This window comes from Ruminiclostridium cellobioparum DSM 1351 = ATCC 15832, assembly GCF_000621505.1.
GTDB lineage: Bacteria > Bacillota > Clostridia > Acetivibrionales > DSM-1351 > Ruminiclostridium > Ruminiclostridium cellobioparum.
Map to the genome: position 1 here is coordinate 1 of NZ_JHYD01000062.1, position 19,486 is coordinate 19,486.

The 19,486-nt window shown below is 38.8% G+C and carries 14 protein-coding genes, 1 tRNA gene and 2 rRNA genes; all 17 read right to left on the reverse strand.

Translation table 11 applies throughout. From position 1 onward, the window contains the following. Positions 1-590 (reverse strand): metallophosphoesterase (locus T344_RS28725; RefSeq protein ID WP_207641856.1); only part of this gene is annotated, 590 nt, incomplete at its 3' end. Positions 591-878: 288 nt separating this feature from the next. Next, positions 879-1,268 (reverse strand): DUF5071 domain-containing protein, encoded by a 390-nt coding sequence (locus T344_RS0118755; protein WP_027629972.1) that lies wholly within the window; start codon positions 1,266-1,268, stop codon positions 879-881. A gap of 824 nt (positions 1,269-2,092) precedes the next feature. Further along, positions 2,093-3,226, reverse strand: coding sequence for a hypothetical protein (locus T344_RS0118765; protein ID WP_027629973.1), 1,134 nt, complete (start codon positions 3,224-3,226; stop codon positions 2,093-2,095). A 290-nt stretch (positions 3,227-3,516) separates the two neighbouring features. Further along, entirely contained in the window at positions 3,517-3,642 is a 126-nt protein-coding gene (locus T344_RS31765; protein ID WP_278246165.1) for a hypothetical protein, read from the reverse strand. 556 nt (positions 3,643-4,198) lie between these two features. Beyond that, the gene (locus tag T344_RS0118780) at positions 4,199-5,746 is read right to left on the reverse strand and encodes a WG repeat-containing protein (protein ID WP_027629974.1); all 1,548 of its coding nucleotides are present in this window, start codon (positions 5,744-5,746) and stop codon (positions 4,199-4,201) included. Positions 5,747-6,150: 404 nt separating this feature from the next. Further along, on the reverse strand, positions 6,151-6,657 hold the full coding sequence (locus T344_RS0118785) for a YcxB family protein (RefSeq protein ID WP_027629975.1): 507 nt from the start codon (positions 6,655-6,657) through the stop codon (positions 6,151-6,153). Between the two features lie 65 nt (positions 6,658-6,722). Next, positions 6,723-8,525 (reverse strand): leucine-rich repeat domain-containing protein, encoded by a 1,803-nt coding sequence (locus T344_RS0118790; protein ID WP_027629976.1) that lies wholly within the window; start codon positions 8,523-8,525, stop codon positions 6,723-6,725. A gap of 320 nt (positions 8,526-8,845) precedes the next feature. After that, a complete protein-coding gene (locus T344_RS0118795; RefSeq protein WP_027629977.1) occupies positions 8,846-11,233 on the reverse strand; it encodes a vitamin B12-dependent ribonucleotide reductase in 2,388 nt (795 codons plus the stop codon). Between the two features lie 262 nt (positions 11,234-11,495). Next, positions 11,496-12,818: a putative glycoside hydrolase gene (locus T344_RS0118800; protein ID WP_027629978.1), complete on the reverse strand. Its 1,323-nt coding sequence runs from the start codon at positions 12,816-12,818 to the stop codon at positions 11,496-11,498. A gap of 149 nt (positions 12,819-12,967) precedes the next feature. Further along, the gene (locus T344_RS0118805) at positions 12,968-13,933 is read right to left on the reverse strand and encodes an ABC transporter ATP-binding protein (RefSeq protein WP_027629979.1); all 966 of its coding nucleotides are present in this window, start codon (positions 13,931-13,933) and stop codon (positions 12,968-12,970) included. Continuing rightward, positions 13,905-14,909, reverse strand: a complete 1,005-nt coding sequence (locus T344_RS0118810) for an ABC transporter ATP-binding protein (protein ID WP_027629980.1) — start codon at positions 14,907-14,909, stop codon at positions 13,905-13,907. Before T344_RS0118810 ends, T344_RS0118805 begins: the two co-directional genes overlap by 29 nt. A gap of 3 nt (positions 14,910-14,912) precedes the next feature. Beyond that, positions 14,913-15,827, reverse strand: a complete 915-nt coding sequence (gene opp4C, locus T344_RS0118815; RefSeq protein WP_027629981.1) for an oligopeptide ABC transporter permease — start codon at positions 15,825-15,827, stop codon at positions 14,913-14,915. 1 nt (position 15,828) lies between these two features. Beyond that, the gene (locus tag T344_RS0118820) at positions 15,829-16,800 is read right to left on the reverse strand and encodes an ABC transporter permease (protein ID WP_027629982.1); all 972 of its coding nucleotides are present in this window, start codon (positions 16,798-16,800) and stop codon (positions 15,829-15,831) included. A 156-nt stretch (positions 16,801-16,956) separates the two neighbouring features. After that, entirely contained in the window at positions 16,957-18,705 is a 1,749-nt protein-coding gene (locus tag T344_RS0118825) for an ABC transporter substrate-binding protein (protein ID WP_027629983.1), read from the reverse strand. A 226-nt stretch (positions 18,706-18,931) separates the two neighbouring features. After that, positions 18,932-19,007, reverse strand: a tRNA-Asn gene (locus tag T344_RS0118830). A gap of 6 nt (positions 19,008-19,013) precedes the next feature. After that, positions 19,014-19,130: ribosomal RNA gene (gene rrf / locus T344_RS0118835) — 5S ribosomal RNA — on the reverse strand. 178 nt (positions 19,131-19,308) lie between these two features. Continuing rightward, positions 19,309-19,486 (reverse strand): 23S ribosomal RNA (locus T344_RS0118840); the annotation flags it as partial.

Here is a 19,486-nt window from a genome sequence, read left to right on the forward strand (position 1 = left end):
ATAAAATTATTATTCATTTCCCTCAGTAAATTAAAGTTTGGTTTCTCGTATATAGCAACATCAGGATCATCTATTCCAGCTATAATAATATTTGAGTTTTTAACTTTTATCTGCTCATATTTATTTTCAAGAATATTAACTCCATATTTTCGAATTGTGTCTTTGATATTTGTTATATCATTGGACCAAAATTCATGATTTCCGGTAACATAGTATATTGGCCTGAACCCCTTCAATCCTTCCAAAAATAGTTTTGTACCCTCAATTGGTTCCACATCATCTGCGATATCTCCTGCAAGTGCAATAATATCAGGATCTTGCTGCTTGATAATTGAAACAATCCTTGTTTGATTATCTCCATAAACATGGCTATGTAAATCAGTTATTAATGCCACCCTAACTGACTCATGTACACATAATTTATTAGAAACGATATTATATTTTTTAACTACTAATCCACTATAAAAAGCTGTAAAAAAAAGTATTATAATTAAAATAATACTGATTAAAATACAAATCTTTTTCCACGTCAAATTTATTATTCTATATTTAGCTAGAAGTCTCTTTTCTCCGGTCTGAGTTATACCCATAGATATCTCCAGTATATATGCTTATTTCAAATTCTATGTCTATTATCTTTCATTTTACAACTTAAGACCATATAATGGAATATAATTGCTGTATTAAGCTAATGTATCTGAGTTCAGCTTATAATATATAATTTATAGGCAGTTATATGGATAATGGTCAATTTCTCTGTTTCTACTCGTCCCTCACTTTTAAAATGAACAAATTAAATCATATGCTTCAACTTCAATTATATTTTTACTAAGCGGAAGGATATCTAACACAAATGCCAATGTTTGATATCCTGATGCCTATTCTATTATTTTTTGTAGATATTTTTCAGCAATTTCAAAATATCCTTCTTCACTCTCAAATTGTGATGGATAGTATGCAATTCTCTCTAACTCATCTTTTAATAAAGTTAATTGAGTATCCGTAAGCAATGGCAACATGAAAAAATATACTGAATATTCTCGTAATCCATCCGGTCTATGGATCAGATCCTTTATAAATGGAATAATTAAATCATCAAATCTAACCAATACTTTTACTAATTCCTGTGCTACTGGCCAATTAATATCTTCAAGCCATTCAAAAATATATGGTAATACAGGTTTAATAATTTCCGGATCAGTATTTCTTATTCTCTCAACTGTTTCATAATCAAACTTATGTTTCGGAACATAAGTATCATTCTCCATAATAGACTCCTAATATTTTAGAATTATAGATATTTAAAAAATATAACTCATCATACAAACTATACATTTCTGTATGTAAAACTAAGTATTAACCTGAATTTATTTTCTGTATTTACCGCAAAATAAGCACTTTACTGTGTATTGCAAATAATAAAAAATAAATTTGCTACCTGAGTCAGCAGTATATGGATAATGGGAGGTACGTACTTCTGATATGCAACTTCCCATTGTGCGCTCATAATTACACCTTGATTCAGAATGCATTATTAGCCTTTGGTGAAGTTCGGCTCTATTCCCTCAGCAAAACATAATGGGGAGTTTGTAATAATCGTTAAATTGTTATTATGCTTATACCATGCAGCTTAGCCTATGTCAGCTTGCGCTAAGTTCAGAAAAATCCTTCCACTCGCTGTAAGAGACAATCTGTTCGTCAATATCTTTCTGTACTCGTTCCCAATCTTCTTTCGGCAATTCGTTTACTTTTCCTTCTATCTCTTGAAAATAATATACTCCCTCTTTTGTGATTGTATGGTTTTAGTAAAACCAATTGGAATTTCATTCAAAGTTGTAACAAAACCACATGCATCTGCTATTTGCAAATTATCATAGAAAAAATCATCTGCTTCTTTCCAGTTTTTACTCCAGTCCCTTTCATATCTGCATTCAAATGAATATCCATCTTTTAAAAATTCATAAATAATTCCTCTTTGAATTTACTAAATTTGTTAAATGTAACATTCATCAATTTTCTCCATAACTTTATATTTTTGTATTTCTCATTTATTATCGTAAATATAATGGGCAGTTGCATTAACATCGTTTACTCATTTGTGGAAGTCAGCATTGTCACAGAGATATAAAAATTGCACTGCCCAAAAGGTCAAATCACATTCAAGGGCGTATTTACGTTTGTAATCTTGTTCCAGACGTACATCAACATAGGGGGTCGGATATTCAATATTCTTCGGGGAGTAACGTTTGTTATGTTGCAAATCAAATCTCATTTTTAGTATACCATCGTCACCTATTGCGTCATCAATACCCGCAATAGAATCTTTTATCACCCCAACGCTTTCACCTACTCCGAGCATTGCGATTTCTGTTAGCAGGCGTCGGTAAGTTATGTTGTCAATTACATCTGCACGAAATGGCCGGATAGGGCTGTTTGACATATTTAGCGTAAAGGGAACGTAATAATTCGAGCCAATCTTGACTTTCATAGGATTTGCACCATGTAGAATTGCGTTATAATGATTAAGTGAATTAGTCATCAATACTATATTTTCTGGTGTTCGCCATGCGTTTGTATAAGCCAAAACCTCTAAATGGTATTGACATGGGAAACTCGTACTTTCCTCGATATAGGGATAGTTATATTTCGCTTTGCCCTGGCGTATCTTAGTTATTTCATTGATCGATGAGAGCGGCAATATACTCTCAAACGCTTCTAGCGAAACACTTTGAAAGGGTTTTACATACTCGTCATCACCGTAACCAAGCATCGCCTGCATGGTATAGATTAAAATCATCAAACAAAATCCGCTGTTGATTCCGCGGTACCGGTTTTCATATCGCTCTACTTCGGGCGGAATATAGGAAAACTCATTTCGCAAAGTATCCTTGTCACGCATAGCAGCAATGAAATTCACAACAATCGGGTGCGTTTTGGGTATAGCAAAATAGGACAGCAGCCGCGCAGCTGCTTCACCATCCTGCAAAGGTGTTTCGTGGAGTATCACGCCCCGCCAGTTATCCCAGCTGTGTGCCCCGCTACCAATATATCCGTTCAGCTTGATATAGCGTTGCAGTAGTTTGAAATACGGCGTTTGATAGATTTGTTCCAATAGGTTTTCTTCTTCCGTTTTCTTTAGATTACAGAGAATTTCTTTCCGTAGCCTATATTGAATCACCGGTCCTGCATTTTCGAGAAGAAAATCAATTGATTTTGATAATTTCATAATAAACCCCTGCTAATATAAAAAATATATTTCTTTTTTTATATTACTTTAATTAAAAATAATATTTCTGCCGTGGCTATTACAGATCACTTTTTTATTGATAATAAACGTATTCAGCATCTAAGAGAACTTGCGCCTGAAGTGACATTATTATATAATATTATTCACTGTCACTACTTTTGTAGTCCGAATCATACAACGAATCAGTATGAACGTGCAAATCCCATTGTCTCCATTCTGATCCACGAGAATAATCCATTATAAGTCACCTCAATATAAAAATTTGTGTTTCATTGACAGCAATTCTTTATTAACATTTTTTTAATTCCATCGTGGAAAATTTCCGTCTCAAGTCCAAGTTTTTCAATTCTTAGATTTAAATCATTTCGTTTTACAGTATCTTCTTCTATTATCATAAGATCCCCTCAAAAATTCTGCCCTATAATTACCATGTGTAAATGTTCATAATATTTGAAACGAAGATATGTAAGCTTCCCATTATAGCCATAATACATCTTCCATATCGACTCTATTTTACCACTTTTCAATATATTTTGTAACGGCTTAAAACTATTTTTTAAGAATTTAATCATTAAAAACCCCCAGTACCGAACCTTTCTCATCAAGTTCAGTACCGGGGGCCACCACAAAATACACAGAGTATTAAGATAGAAAAATTAATTACTTATGCATAAAAATTCCATAAATTACACAGACTAACTAGTTGCATGCAATGTTTACTGGGAAACTCCGATATTACCCTTAAAAATTCATATATTGGAAATGGAAGTCATTATGTAGTCTGGACACACCTATTCTTGCTTAACCACAAGATCCTAAATATAGATATTAGAAACTTCTTTTTACAAGCAGATAGCAAGCAACAGTATTATAGAGAAGCATTATATAATCTAATTGCAACTACAGCTTATCAATTGTAGTGATATGAAATCCCATATTCATTACAATATATTAATAAATGCCAATAATTAAACTGGAAAGCGGAGCCTTAAATTGTGGTTCCAACAGGTAATCTCCGTTTTTATTTATAAGGCCATACTTTGGAACATTATCAATAACTTCCTCCACCCAGGCAACACCATTTTGAAAATCACTACATAAGTTATATTTACACGGTATCACTATTTTCCCAGAAGCATCAATGAATCCCCACATGCCTTTCATTTTCACAGAGGCCAAACCTTGATTAAAAGGCATTGCCTCCTCAAAAGGGAACTTAGATTTAAATAATGATTTTGTTAATGATTCCCCGTATATATTGGTATAGCCTACATAAAGATGGTCATTCTTATTGCTAAATACACGAATAAGATCATTTTCGATAAAGTTTGGCTCATAAGAAAATTGTGGCTTAGCTGTAATTTTACCAGTTGCATCAAGTATCCCCCATAATCCATTATCCTCAAAACATACATACTTTCCGTTAGTTTTAGCATTACTATATTTTAAAGGTACAATCGTTTTTCCGTTTTTATCAATAATTCCCCATTTGCCACCTTTCAAATTACCGGAACATACAAGCAAGTTTTCACCAACTTTGGCCATAAAGGTATATATGGGTTTTACTATTACCTGTCCACTATTGTTAATGATTCCATGATATCTGTTGTATTTAACAATTATAAATTTGTCGCTAAGATATGGTTTAATCTCGCATTTGCTTGGCTTAAATAAATGATTAGCATTTAAATCAGCAAGTCCGACATTACCAAACTCATCGTATACTATTGCTAAATCTTCAGTAATAAAATCATAACCTTCATAAGATTTCATAATAATAGTTTTTCCAGACTTTTCAAAAAAACCTGTTTCTCTTTCTAAACTTGAACCTGATTTCGTAGGTACCTCTTTTTCCAATAAAACAGAAAACATATACTTTGATTTCTCAGGAAAAGTTGTAATGCCATATATTCCTGTATACTCTGCTGGAAATATCTCAACCCCTAATTGATTAACCATTCCTGTTTTCCTATTCTTTAGAAATGATAACATTCCATCTTTTATAAAAGTAAGTTTTTCATACTCGGTATTTATCCTAATATTACCCCTATCATCAATAAGGCCATATTTTCCATTTTTAATTATAATTGCAGTTTTAGTTTCTTTAGATATTTCAATATAATCGTACATAGGATTGACTACCCATTGCCCATTTAAATCAATTAACCCCCATAGATTACCAATTCTAACTGGACACCATCCACAATAAAAATATCCTACCTCATCAAATATTGGTTTTATTACTTCTATAAAGTTCTTATTAACAAATCCCCATTTATTCTCTCGTTTAACTGCTAGCATGCCATTTATTTGATTTATCCCTAAATCTTGATATATCGGACTCACTACTATTATACCGTCGGTATTTTTTAAGCCCACCTTCGAATTCTGGCTAATTTTAATTAGTGTTTGTGGCTCATCTGGTACTTTCGATAAGGAATAGTTTATATTATAAGGGCTAGAAATTAAAAATAGTATTGTAATAAAAGAAATAACCAATTTTTTTATACTCCCACATCCTTTAAAAAAAATTAAAATACCAATCCAAACTAAGGGTATTATACCATACTTTCACATTTCCTATAAATTATCTTATCATTAAACTAAAATCATAATACTAAGTTATAGCGTCGCGGTCCTTTAGTTATAGCTAAGAAATAAATTCACTTATGTAAATCTATACGGTGTGGATTAAAAAATCCAGAAACACCTAATAATCAAGTATTTCTGGATTAATAATTTATTGTTTATTAATATGCATAATTATTGAACTGATTACATACAATAAGAAGGTATACTGGGAAACTCCGATATTACCCTTAAAACTTCACATATTGGAAATGGAAGTAGTTATGTAGACTTGATATGTACTTCCTGATAATACTTCTACACCTTAAAGATTTCTAATTGTATTTCTTATATACCTTTATCGATTTCTGTATTAAATTCTCTAATTGTTCAATGTCTTTATTGTTAATGAAGCATCGCTTTGGGAAAACATATATGAAGTTATTATCATCATAAAATAAAAACGCACTTGGAATACTATATGCTTTTTTAAATAAACTCCAACAGAAAGTACTTTGAATATCTTCTCCAATAGCTTTAATGTTATCCTCTGAAAAGAAATATTGGCCTCCTTTTCTTTTTTCATAATACTTCAGATAACCATTTACCGGCCTCTTAAAATAATAACCATAGAAAATAAGTGCTGCAAATAAAAATACCAGAATTAACCCTATATTGTAATCAGTAACCTCGTTAATGAATCCATAAATAATCATCTCTAATATTACAATAATAAAGCAAAGCAACGCGACCCAAAGTTTATGAATATGATTAACAATATAAGATATAGCCTGCTTTATATCCTTGTTTTTGTATGAAATGTTCACCTCTATTATCGACATTGCTTTCCCCCAATATTTCTAAAAGTGTTATCCTAAAAGTACCACATCTAGATTAATTAACCCAACTATTTAACCTCAACAAATGTTATATTATTATCTTTCGCATATTTATTTGCAGCGGAATCAATTACTCCGTATATTTTAAAATTTGGAATGATCAAGTGAAAATCGTCCGTGCTAATATATCCAAATGCTTTATAACCTATTTCTTTAACACTTCCTGGAATAGTAACACTTGTTAGTTCACAGTTAAAAAATGCATACTCACCTATCACTGTTATACCGTTTGGGATGTTTACGTCTGATAGGTTGGAGCACCATTCAAATGCTCCTTCACCGATTGTCTTTACATTCGATGGGATAGAAACACTTGTTAGTTTGCATTGAAAAAATGCATATTGACCTATAGTTGATAAACTATTTGGGATGTTAACTTCTGATAGATTAAAACAATATTGAAACGTTTCATCATCAATTGTTGTAATCCCTTCAGGAATTTTAATGCTGGTTAAATTATGGCAATCATAAAATGCACTCTTGCCAATTATTGTTACACCCTCAGGGATTGTGATGCTTGTTAAATTGGAACTCAAAGCAAATGCTTCACTAATAACAGTTTTTACTCCACTAGGAATTACATAGTCAATATTTTTTTTACTTGGGGGATAGCATATTATTTCTGTCATATCCTTATTGAATAAAACTCCGTCTTTAGATATGTAATAGTTATTTGAAGTATTAACAGTTATACTTGTTAGTTTGGGGCAATATGAAAAAACGCTTTTTCCTATTTTTGTAACGCTGTAAGGAATGGTTACATTTGTAAGATTATCACAATTATAAAATGCCTCATCATAGATGTTAATGACACCATCAGGAATGGCTATGCTTTTTAAACTGTAACACTGTCTAAACGCTTTTTCGCCAATAGCAGTAATGCTTTTGGGTAATGTTATGATATCTATGTTATTACAGCCCATAAACGCCATTTTTCCAATTGTTCTCACACTTTCGGGAATGTTTATACTTGTTAAATTAAAACATTCATAAAATGCAGCATCTCCAATAGCTTTTACACTTTTAGGAATACTATAATTTTTATTTGTTTTACCTATAGGGTAACAAATAATTTCAGTCATATTTTTATTAAATAGAATTCCATCCTTTGATAAAAAGTTTTTATTTTCTGAATTTACACTTATTTTTTTTAGTTTATAACATTGAAATATTGCCATGCTGTCAATAGTTTTTACACTTTTCGAAATATTAATTTCCGTTAGGCTATTACAATAATCAATTGCCTTAATCTCAATAGCTATCACAGTATCTGGAATAGTAATACTTATTAAATTGAAATTACGAAAAGCTTCAGTACCGATAGTTTCAACACCACTTGGAATGGTATATTCTATTCTGTCTTTTCCAGTTGGATAACAAATAATCTTTGTCTTACTTTTGTTGAAAAGAATACCGTCTATGGATTTAAAATTTTGATTGCCTTCATCGACCTCTATATTTTCCAGATCAGTGCATCCAACAAATGCATCATTTCCAATAGCTATAACATTCTTAGGAATAGCAATACTTTTTAAACCCCAGCAAAAATAAAAAACACTATCACCAATTTCTTTTACACTTTCTGGTATAGTGATGCTTTCTATGAGAGTATGATTAAATGCTCGATCGCCAATTTTTTTTACTCCATCTGGAATATTAACGGTTTCACTTTCTCCATGATATTTAATAAGTACCCCATCAACAATTTCAAAATCAGATTCTTTTGCTTGTATATTAGTTGGCGACGCTAAAAATACTAGGGTCAGAATAACTACAAAAATACTACAAGTTTTTTTGATTGTTTTATTCATGGCTTTTACCTCACTTGAATTGCTTTATAATATTTTGTACTATTTTTATCGGATGCGTTTCTTTTACAATCACTTCCATTATATCATGTATTTTCACATAAAGAATATTCCTTCATAATAATAAGTCAACTCATCCCTTTTTCTTGCTAATAATACATCATAGAAAACAACGAACCAACAAAAACCCCCAGTACCGAACCTTTCTCATCAGGTTCGGTACTGGGGGCCGCCACAATACACAGTATATTTAAATGATAAATATTTCTTTATGCATAAAAAGCTTTAAGACTACACTTATTAATTGTCAATATCAGAAGTTATCACCCGCACTTACTATACCCGCAGTTCCTGCAAATAACACAGCCGCCCTCATGTTCCACTGTTTTGCCGCATTCCGGGCATGCGCCTCCCGGGTCGTATCCGTCAAAGCCCATTTCAGGATTTGAACACACCTCTTTCAATGTACACGCATAACAATCTGAGGCGCAGACGGTTTCACTGTCGCCGGATGAGTTTGGCCTCTGGACAACGCTGTATTCCTGTGTGGTAAAATCATTGCTTCCATCCTCTTCCTTGCTGCTGTGAATTTTGGCAACTTTCTCAATCAGTCTCCCGATAGCATCCGGACAAGACAGTACATTCAGTCCTTTCTGGCGGATTGTTGAGGGACATCTGATACCTTTCAGCTGCTCCACTATGGATTTGACATCCATTCCTGAACGCAGTGCAACCGAAACCAGTCTGCTTGTGGCTTCCGACTGCGAAGGGCAGCCTCCTGCACGTCCTGTATTTGTAAATACTTCACATATCCCGTTTTCATCATAGTTAACAGTTATATAAAGATTACCGCAGCCAATCTTCACCTTCTCGGTGAAACCGGTGGTTATATCCGGCCTTGGCCTGGGCTCAATACCTGTGATCCTCTTTGAAATATCATTGCAGGAATCGCAATAAACATTATCCCCGGCAGGCAGCGTCTGATCGTCGGAGGCTTCCTTGCCCTGAACCTTGCCAATGTTCAGAACCTGCAAATCACGGCTCCCGTCCCTGTAGATAGTCACTCCCTTGCATTGGGCCCTGTAAGCCAGTGTAAATACTTCTCTTACGTCATCGGTAGTTGCATCATGGCTTAAATTAACCGTTTTAGAAACCGCATTATCAGTATGCCTTTGAAAAGCGGCCTGCATTTTAACATGCCATTCCGGTCTTACATCATGAGCTGTTACAAAAACATCGCGGACTTCCTTTGGGATCTCCTCCATATGTTTGACAGTACCGGACTTTGCAATTTGCTTCATTAGTTCATCCGTATAAAAATTACCTTTGACTGCAGCATTTTTAAATACGGGATTGACTTCAACAAGTTCGTTATTATCCATAACATTTCTGATGTATGAAATCGCAAAAATAGGTTCAATACCGCTGGAAACACCGGCTATAAGGCTGAGTGTGCCTGTTGGAGCTATTGTTGTAGTAGTGGCATTTCTCAGTTTTATACCCTTCTTCGCAAAAACACTGTCTTCATAATATGGAAAAACACCCTTTTGTTCGGCTAATTCCTGTGAGGCCTTCTGAGCATTATCCTGTATGAATCCCATAACCTTATCAGCCAGCTCTATTGCTTGCTGTGAATTGTAAGAAATATTCAGTGCACAAAGCATATCAGCCCATCCCATGACACCGAGACCTATCTTTCTCGTTCCTCTTGTCATCTTATCAATCTCTGCTAACGGATATTTGTTGGCTTCAATGACATTGTCCAAAAAGTGAACAGCCTTTTTCACAGTTTCCGCCAATTTATCAAAATCCAAAGCGTTCTTTTCCTCATTAAGCATATTATACAGGTTAATTGACCCCAGGTTACAGGCTTCATACGGGAGCAGGGGCTGCTCTCCGCACGGATTGGTACTCTCGATTTCACCAAGCTTCGGAGTAACATTGTCCCTGTTCAGCCTGTCGAGAAAAATTATTCCCGGTTCCCCATTCTTCCAGGCCATTTCGACTATCAAATCAAAGACTTTTTTAGCATTCAGCTTTCCAACCGGCTTTTTAGTCTTTGGATCAATAAGTTCATATTCAAGATTATATTCCACAGCCTTCATGAAATCTTCGGTAATACCCACACTAAGGTTAAAATTGGTAATTTCCGAATTATCCTTCTTGCATGTAATAAACTCCATAATATCGGGATGATCCACCCTGAGAATACCCATATTGGCGCCGCGGCGGGTTCCTCCCTGCTTTACAGCCTCAGTGGCGGCATTGAAAACCTTCATAAAGCTTATAGGTCCGCTGGCCACTCCTCCTGTGGAATTAACAGCCGAACCTTTGGGACGGAGCCTGGAAAAACTAAAGCCTGTCCCCCCACCGCTTTTATGTATCAATGCAGCATTTTTTATAGATTCAAATATGCCCTCCATGGTATCTTCCACAGGCAGCACAAAGCATGCACTGAGTTGACCCAACGGTCTTCCTGCATTCATTAAGGTAGGAGAATTGGGCAAAAACTCAAGGTTTGCCATCATTTCATAAAATTCCATCTCTATTTTTTCAATACCGGCTTTGTCGGTATAATTTTCATCCGCTGATGCAATTGCTTTTGCAACACGTTTAAACATGCCTTCCACATCTTCAATAAGGTTGCCGTCCTCATCCTTTTCCAAATATCTTTTCTCCAGTACTTTAATCGCATTCTCAGAAAGCTTCATTAAAATCCCCTTCCAATATCTATATTTTGTGTTTTTCTAAAAGCGCTTGCACAATATATTGTATCATTGCCCAAAAAATTTTTCAATAATTAGCTACTTTATTTTATATAGTAAATAAGTACTATTTATATATAAGTCATACCGGACCAGGAAGATCTATATATAATAATGTGCATTTTAACGCAAAAAGCAGGATAACTTTAGTCATCCTGCTTTTATTGTTTCTATATAATTTTCTATTATTACTTTCCCGTTTGGTTTATTACTTTTCTGGATTAAAATAGGATTCCTGGTATTTGTTGCTTGGATCCCATAATATCCATTCTTCATAGCCGGCGTCATATACAGCCTTGATCTGTTCTTTTACCTGCTGGGGTCCATATGTCTGGTAATATCCGTTTGGCAGATATTTTGCTGTAAACGCCTGCAGATAAGGTCTTACCTTTGCCTTATAGTTCCCGGCAGCAGCTATTTTGGATTTTGTTGAAACAAGAGCATTATACATTACTTTATATGGTTCAAGATCGGGTTTGGTGAAGACTATACCATTAATTTGCTGTCCTACTCCGTTAGCCATTATTCCTTTTTTTGCATCGTTGGCATAATGTGAGGGATAGATCATGGGGCTGATGCAGTAAATGTCCTTACCAACCTCGGTAATTCTTTGTCCGATACTTTCCCCGTCGGGTTTGCTCTCAACTATAATGGCAAATACGTCGGCCGATACCGGTACTTTTGCTTCATCATGCAGCACTTTATTTGCCTTTGCAAGAAAACCATTTATGGCGACAGCTTTTTCGGGTACATTGGCTCCGTAATTAAAATCTGCTTTTTTTCCTGTTGGAAATCTCACATAATCAAACTGTATCTCGTCAAAGCCTTTTGATACGGCCTCTTTAGCTATTGCAATATTATAATCCCAAACCTCTTCATTATAAGGATTAGTCCAGGGAGTCTTTCCGTTTTCCAGCCACAGGGAACCTTTTGAATTTTTAATAGCCAGATCAGCCCTGTTTTTAGCAAGGGTAGGATCTTTAAATGTCACAATACGGCCTATAACATAGACACCGTTATCATGAAACTTTTTAATAAGTTTTTCAGGATTGTAATACTTGGTCTGCTTGCCATATTTCTTTACTACATCAAGTTCTGATTCATAATTCAGTGAACCGTCTTCTTTAATGTCAACTACAACTGTATTCAACTCTGTTTTTTTTGCCAGATCTATTATCTTGTCCACCCTGTCGGTCGATCCTGCTGAAGGTCCTGTCAGATAAACAGCCTTAACTTTAATGTTTTCAATGCCTGGTGAAAGCTGCAGTCCATTCACAGTCTGAGGCTTTTGCTCTTCAGCTGTTGTGTTTGAAGGCTCTGTAGTTGTGTTCGCAGGCTGTGTTGAGTTTCCAGCAGTTGGTTCTGATGACTGATTTGCCGGCTGACTTTGTTGAGATGTTCCCGATGAGCTTGCACTTATTTCGCTTACTTTGCCATCGTTGTTGTTTCCGGTTAATGCTGTACAGGAAGTAAGCATCAAAACAATTAATAAAACTGATATTACCAGGGAGATTTTTGTTTTCTTTTTCATAAGTACCCCATCCTAAGAATTATTTTTTCATTAAATAGTATAACTGATTAGTACGGTTTTTATATGTAAAAATCAAATTAACATACAATAGTGATTATACATAATGAAAGAGAAAAAATCAAACTGTTAATTTTCAAAAAATACTAACCTTAAAAAAGATGGCAGGCAACCTGATGGTGGTCTTCGACCTTGCGGAATTCCGGAACCTTCTCCCTGCAGATGTCCTTTGCAAACGGACATCTCGTGTGGAATCTGCATCCCGAAGGCGGGTTTTCCGGGCTGGGGACATCACCGTTCAGCACAATCCGGCTGCGCTTTCGTTCGGGGTCGGGAATCGGTACGGCAGACAGTAAAGCCTTTGTATACGGATGAATTGGATTTAAAAACAGTTCACTCCTTGTGGCCAATTCCACCACTGAACCAAGATACATAATGGCTATCCGGGAACAGAGATGTTCTACGATTCCCAGGTCATGCGAAATAAACAGATAAGTGAGCTTCCGTTCCTCTTGCAGATCGCTGAACAGGTTGATTATCTGCGCCTGAATGGAAACGTCCAGAGAGGAAACAGGTTCATCGGCCACAATAAATTCCGGATTCAGGGCAATGGCTCTCGCAATAACAATACGCTGACGCTGTCCGCCTGAAAATTCATGGGGATACCGGTCCATAAACCGGGCTGCCATCCCGCATTGGGCCAGAATGCTTTCCACCTGTTCCCTCACGTCTGCCCTGGTGGCCAGTCGGTGTGCAAGCAGCGGCTCGGCGATGGCGTCTCCAATGCGGATACGGGGATTAAGCGAGCTGTATGGGTCCTGAAAAATGTACTGCATCCGGGTATGCGTTTTGTGAAATTCCTTCGGAGGAAGGGAGTGAATATCCAGGCCGTCAAACATGACCTGACCGGAGGTTCTCCCATGCATTCGCAGAACGGTTTGCCCAAGAGTCGTCTTTCCGCTTCCCGACTCACCTACCAGGCCGAAGGCCTCCCCTCTGAAAATCTCAAAGCTTACACCGTCTACAGCCCGGACCCAACCCACAGGTCTTCCGAACAAGCCTCCCTTAACAGGAAAATATTTCTTTAAATCAGTAATCTTCAGCAGTGGTCGATCCATTGGCAACTCCTTCCTTATACAGCAGGCAGGCCGTTTTATGCCCGCCCGCATCTGAGACAGATTCCGGATACTCCTTCCGGCAGGGTTCCATACAGCTTTCACAGCGGTCGGCAAAATAGCAGCCCTGGGGCAGTTCAGACAGATCCGGAACCTGTCCTTTGATAGAATACAGTCTGTCACGGCGCTGCCCGATCACAGGTCTTGACTTCAAAAGTCCGCGGGTATACGGATGCCTGGGATGGCGGAACAGCTCTGTTACAGGAGCTTCCTCAATGATCCTGCCCGCATACATGACAATAACATAATCCGCAATCTCAGCCACAACGCCAAGGTCGTGGGTTATAAACAGGATGGACATGTCGGATTGGTCACGGAGCTGACGCAGCAGGTCCAGTACCTGCGCCTGAATGGTAACATCCAGCGCAGTCGTAGGCTCGTCTGCGATCAGCAGTTCCGGCTGGCAGCTCAGCGCAATGGCAATCATAACGCGCTGCAGCATCCCTCCGCTTAATTCGTGGGGATATGAATCCATAATCTTCTCGGCTCGCGGGAGACCTACCTTCTTAATCAATTCCACACCCTCCTCCCACGCTTCCTTCCGGTCACAAAGAGTATGCTCCAGAAGAGTTTCCGAAATCTGCCGTCCTATGGTAAACACCGGGTTCAAAGATGTCATCGGTTCCTGAAAGATCATTGAAATTTTGTCCCCGCGCAAATTATGAATTTCCTTTGTATTCATTTTTAAAATATCTCTGTTGTGAAATAGAATTTCACCGCCGGCAATCCGCCCTGGAAAGTCAACCAGACGCAGAAGAGAAAGAGCGGTGACACTTTTTCCGCAGCCCGACTCACCCACAATACAAATAACCTTTCCCTTCGGTACAGAGAAGCTGACGTTGTCAACCGCTTTACTGACCCGTCCCTCCAAATGGAAAAAAGTCTGCAGATTGCGGACGGTAATAATTGGTTCCTCCATACGTTACCTTCCTTTCATTTTGGGATCCAATACATCACGGACCGCGTCACCCAGCACATTGATGGCGACAACGGTAATGAAGATGGCAGCTCCTGGTGGAATCCAGAGCCAGGGGTGCTTTTGAAAATCTATCAAATTATTGGCAATAGTTATCATGTTTCCCCACGACGACGTGGGCTCTACCACTCCCAAACCCAGAAAGCTTAATGTAGATTCACTGAGGATACCTGAGGCTGTGCTCAATGTTGCAACAACTATCAGCAACGGATAGGTGTTAGGCAAAAGATGGTGGAAAATCTTCCTCCAGGTGCCCAGCCCCAGTACATCTGCCGCTTTCATATACATTTGTTCCCGCAGAGATAGTATCTGCCCCCTGATCAGTCTCGCCAGTCCCGGCCAACCGACCAGGCTCAGCATGAGCATGACAATGTACAGCCGGTAGTCGGTCGGCACCTTAAACTCCGAAAGCATTGCCGCAATGATGATCAGCAGAGGAAGGCTCGGAATGGACATCAGAATGTCCGCAATACGCATAATAATGCTGTCCACAATCCCGCCGTAATAACCTGACACAGCACCTAGCAGTGATCCCAGCAGCAGTGAAAGCACCATGGACGCAAGACCCACTGTCAGCGAAATCCTTCCTGCAAGCATCAGACGCGTCAGTACATCGCGTCCGTATATATCGGTGCCCAACCAGTGTGTGAAATCCGGCGGATGCTTCATGACAGTAACATCAATCCCATTGGAGGAATATGGTGAAATCAATGGGCCTACGAAACTGAACAAAAACATAAATCCAAGGATGCAGGCGCTGAACACAGCGCTTCTGTTTTTGAACAACCTGCGGAAGGACTGTTCCCATATGGACTTCGAACGCTTACGGTCCGAAGAAGCCTTTCTTTTTAATATAGACATGTCAGCCTCCCTCCTTCTTGGTCAGCCGGATACGCGGATCGGCGGCAGCATATAGAACATCGGCCAGAAAATTCCCCAGTATAGTCAGAAAAGCCAAAAGCATGGTCAATGTCATCAGCACGGGATAATCGCGGGCACTTAGAGCATCCAGCTGAATCCTTCCTATTCCGGGCCAGCTGAAAATCTGCTCTGTGATTATTGCCCCTGAAAACAGTCCCGGCAGTTCAAACGCCAGCAATGTAATGGCCGGTAAAATAGCATTCCGTAGCGCATGCCTGAAGATGACCGTACGCTCCTTCAACCCCTTTGCCCGGGCCGTGCGGATGAAATCCATCCTGAGCACTTCCAGCATGCCGGTTCTGAAATATCTGGTCAGTGATCCGACACTTAAAAATGTTAAAACGGTGATTGGCAGGATCATATGTCTAAGTACCTCCAACACGTAGGCAAGGCCGGTTGTGGTACTCCCCGTATCGATCATGCCTCCTATGGGAAGAATGTGAAGATCGACTCCGAATAACTTTATCAGCAAAAGACCTATAAAAAATGACGGTACCGATAGTGATGCGAATACACCCAGAGTTACCAGCCTGTCAAAAATTGAATACTGTTTTGTCGCTGAGTAGATGCCGATCACAAGAGCGATGGTCCATGTGAAAAAGAGCGTAGCCAGTGCGACTATAAAGGAATTCCATATATACTGGTTGATCAGCGTCGTCACAGGCTGCATGTGTTGGAGCGAAAAACCGAAGTCACCATGGAATACGTTTTTCAACCAGATGAAATACCGCACGATAAGCGGTTTATTCATCCCATACAACGCCCGGAGCTCTTCCAGACGCTGTGGGCTTAGCCTTCGGTTCGACGAAAAATAGTCGCCCGGCATAAGGGCAAACAGGAAAAAAATGAGCAGAGATATCCCAAACAGAATGGGAATCATCTGCAAAAACCGCCGTAAAATATATTTTCTCATGGTCAACCGCCTTTCATAGCGCTGAACGCTCACCTCGGCGTGTGGGGAGCGTTCAGCGTTGTCTGAATTATGTTCTGAGATGTCCGGCAGCTGCCGGATATCTCAAGTCAGTTCTATTTGGAATAAATAGTTCTGGTCCTCCTGATAAAAGACGGGTTACCTTATTTTTAATTTGGTAAGCTGGATGGCTACGTCCGAGGCACCTGTTGTATAATTCTCACCGCCGATGATCCGGTCATTCCATGCTGAAATGCTCTTGCGGTAGTCAATCAGTATAACCGGCGGATCCTTGCTCAGTTCTTGATACAGCTTTGTGTAAATAGTCTGCCGTTTTGTTTTATCCGATGTGCTGATACCTTCCTTTATCAACTGTGTCACTGTTGGATTGGAATACCCGGAAGGATTCACGTTGGGGTCTGTGGAGGAGAATTCATAAACGGGATCATTGGGATCGATAAGTCCGTTGGTTCGTACCGAGAGAAGATCGTAATCGCCTTTGTTCAGACGGTCAAACATGGTGTTTGCATCCAGGACCTCGGGTACAAAATCGATACCGATGGCTTTATAACTTTCCTTTGCAATTGGAATAATGGGGTCATCCGGCTTTGTGGTCAGGTATGAAAGTTTCAGCTTCTGTCCATCCTTCTGGAGAATACCGTCAGAACCGGCTTTCCAGCCAAGACCTTCCAGCAGCTGTTTTGCCTTGTCAGGATCGTAATTATATTTCGTTACGCCTTCCTCGGTGTAGGACCAGAGTGTAGGAGCCGCAAATACGTTTGCAACCTCTCCATAACCGTTGTATTTGACGTCAATGATCTTCTGGCGGTCAAGGCCGTAATACAATGCCTGACGTGCAGCAGTATCCTTAAGATACGGCTTTTTGTTGTTGACATATATGATTCCGAAATCCGGGATTGTACGGATACGGATATTTGCAAAACCGAGAGCTTTCAACTGTTCAAGCGTATCCTGGTCGGTTGAGAAACTGTCCAGGTCGGTCTGTCCGGTCTGGAAAGACTGGAGTGCCGTACTTGTGGAGGTTACTTTAAAAATCAGGTGTTCAATTGAAGGCTTGCCTCCGTAATAGTTCGGATTGGCATTATAACGGATTTCCTGCCCGTTTATATACTGGTCAAGCTGGTATGGGCCGTCACCCATGGGCTTTGCATACAAATCCTTCAGGTAATCAAGCTTTCCCTTCTGGTAACCATTTCCGTAATAGGCTTTTGAAATTACCGATCCCCCCAGTGTGGTCAGGCTCAATGGGTTGAGCTTTTCCGTGGTAATCTGAATTGTTGTCGGATCAATTACTTTGATACCGGAAATGGAAGTCGCGTTTCCATTCTTGTATTCATCCGTGCCTTTGATTACTATGTTGGAAAAATCTACATTGCCTGCTGCATATGCGGGGTCATTGAGCAGCGTCAGAGTGAAAGCCACATCTTCTGCTGTCAAAGGGGAACCATCGCTGAATTTCAGGTTGGGTCTCAGATAATATGTATAAGTCAGGTTATCAGGTGAAATTTCCCATTTCTCTGCAAGGTCCGGTATGGGATTTCCATTGTCGTCAACCGTTACAAGCGAGGAAAAAATCGGCTGCACCGCATTTCCGTCCCAACCGTTGTCATAGAAGTAAGGCAGGAACACTCCGCCCGGTTCGTGAATGGTCGCAACAAATGTATCTGTGCGTTTGTTTGCGGTATCCGGGCTTTTACCCGGGTCGGTTGCTTTTATCAGTTCAACCTTTGAGTCTGTCAGCTTTACCGCCTGGGTCGAAGCTGCAGCTGAAGATGACGCGGCGGAAGATGACGATGCACTTCCGGTTCCATTCGATGTGCAGGATGTGCTTAAAACTACTACTGTACTCAACATTAAAGCCATAAGTCCAATGGTTTTCTTTTTCATAAATTACACCTCTTTTTATATTAGTCATATATGTTAATTATATCCATCTCTACAATTCATATATGTTTAGTATACTTGTGAATTCTAACACTTAGAACTAATTCTGTCAATACCTATCGGAATAATATGTTGTAATTTAAAATAAGCACTCTCTGGACTGGCTTGACCGGGATTCATTGATTAATTGCGCACAAAAAAAGAGCAGATTCTTAATGAATCTACTCTTTGGCTCCTCAAGTAGGACTTGAACCTACGACCCTGCGGTTAACAGCCGCATGCTCTACCGACTGAGCTATTGAGGAATATAAATCTGGCAGAGACTTACTTTCCCGGGCCGTTGCCAGCCAAGTATTATCAGCACTGAGATGCTTAACTGCCGTGTTCGGTATGGGAACGGGTGTATCCATCTCGTCATTTCCACCAGAAAATTTAAAATTGTGATAAGCTTCGTATTACCTCGCTTCTGACAATTTTATTTAACTTTTTAACTAATTCCTTTGAGATTTACTCATTGAGAATTAAATAATGTATCGAAGTAATAAGAAGATTTGAAACTAACTCATAGATTTTTTAAGACTATCTACTTTTGAATACCTGTTTTTTTGGGTCAAACCCTCGACCTATTAGTATCAATCAGCTTAATACATTACTGCACTTACACTCTTGACCTATCAACCATGTAGTCTACATGGGGTCTTACCCTTACGGTGGGATATCTCATCTTGAGGTGGGTTTCACGCTTAGATGCCTTCAGCGTTTATCCCTGCCGAACTTGGCTACC

Coding starts and splice junctions, on each gene's coding strand:
- T344_RS0118785 (WP_027629975.1), bottom strand. CDS start 6,657: ATGTCGATAATAGAGGTGAACATTTCATACAAAAACAAGGATATAAAG.
- T344_RS0118755 (WP_027629972.1), bottom strand. CDS start 1,268: ATGGAGAATGATACTTATGTTCCGAAACATAAGTTTGATTATGAAACA.
- T344_RS0118805 (WP_027629979.1), bottom strand. CDS start 13,933: ATGGATCGACCACTGCTGAAGATTACTGATTTAAAGAAATATTTTCCT.
- T344_RS0118795 (WP_027629977.1), bottom strand. CDS start 11,233: ATGAAGCTTTCTGAGAATGCGATTAAAGTACTGGAGAAAAGATATTTG.
- T344_RS0118820 (WP_027629982.1), bottom strand. CDS start 16,800: ATGAGAAAATATATTTTACGGCGGTTTTTGCAGATGATTCCCATTCTG.
- T344_RS0118765 (WP_027629973.1), bottom strand. CDS start 3,226: ATGAAATTATCAAAATCAATTGATTTTCTTCTCGAAAATGCAGGACCG.
- opp4C (WP_027629981.1), bottom strand. CDS start 15,827: ATGTCTATATTAAAAAGAAAGGCTTCTTCGGACCGTAAGCGTTCGAAG.
- T344_RS0118800 (WP_027629978.1), bottom strand. CDS start 12,818: ATGAAAAAGAAAACAAAAATCTCCCTGGTAATATCAGTTTTATTAATT.
- T344_RS31765 (WP_278246165.1), bottom strand. CDS start 3,642: ATGATAATAGAAGAAGATACTGTAAAACGAAATGATTTAAATCTAAGA.
- T344_RS0118810 (WP_027629980.1), bottom strand. CDS start 14,909: ATGGAGGAACCAATTATTACCGTCCGCAATCTGCAGACTTTTTTCCAT.
- T344_RS0118790 (WP_027629976.1), bottom strand. CDS start 8,525: ATGAATAAAACAATCAAAAAAACTTGTAGTATTTTTGTAGTTATTCTG.
- T344_RS0118825 (WP_027629983.1), bottom strand. CDS start 18,705: ATGAAAAAGAAAACCATTGGACTTATGGCTTTAATGTTGAGTACAGTA.